This window comes from Cryobacterium sp. 10I1, assembly GCF_035019805.1.
Taxonomy (GTDB): domain Bacteria; phylum Actinomycetota; class Actinomycetes; order Actinomycetales; family Microbacteriaceae; genus Cryobacterium; species Cryobacterium glucosi.
This window is the reverse complement of the sequence record NZ_JASJVF010000537.1, coordinates 1-690: the sequence shown is the minus strand read 5'-3', so window position 1 is coordinate 690 and position 690 is coordinate 1. Positions and strand designations below refer to the sequence as shown.

At 71.3% G+C, this 690-nt stretch carries 1 pseudogene; it reads right to left on the bottom strand.

What is annotated here, in order from left to right:
• Positions 1-88: 88 nt before the first annotated feature.
• A pseudogene (locus tag QN345_RS19645) lies at positions 89-690 on the bottom strand (cysteine--1-D-myo-inosityl 2-amino-2-deoxy-alpha-D-glucopyranoside ligase); the annotation flags it as partial.

The following is a 690-nucleotide window of genomic DNA, read 5'->3' as shown; positions in this document are numbered from 1 at the left end:
GCGGGGCGACGGCCGCGACGGCCAGTCCGGGCGCGCGGACGGGCGTCCGGGTCCTGACGTGCCGCGTCAGCCGTAGCCCTCGGCCGACCTAGAGGGTGATGCCCAGCAGGGCGTCGATGGCCAGGGCTACCAGTTCCGGCGCAGCCGTACCCGCTTCTGCGGCGGCGTCCAGGATCCGCAGCGCGGCCGGGGTGTCGAGGTCGTTGACGAGCGCTGCGCGCAGCGCGACGATGACCTCGTCCGCGTTCGCGACGGCATCCGTGTTGACGTCGTCGACCAGGTCTTCGTCCACCGTGCCATCGGCGGCGGTCGTGTCTCCGGTGGCACGACCGAAGGCGTTCGTCCAGGCCTCGAGGCGCGCCTCGGCGGCGGAGAGCGAGTCGGTGGTCCATTCCCAGTCGCTGCGATAGTGCTGCGCGAGCAGGGCCAGGCGGATGGCCCGGGGGTCGGTGCCCCCGGCGCGTAGCGCCGAAACGAGCACGAGGTTGCCGAGCGACTTGCTCATCTTCTCGCCCTGGTATGCGACCATGCCGGTGTGGCTGTACACGCCGGCGAGCGGATGCCCCGAGAGGGCGGCCGCATGGCCGGCGCTCATGTCGTGGTGCGGGAAGATCAGGTCCGAGCCGCCGCCCTGAACGGTGAAGTCCGTGCCGAGTTCGGTGAGGGCGATCACGGAACATTCGATGTGCC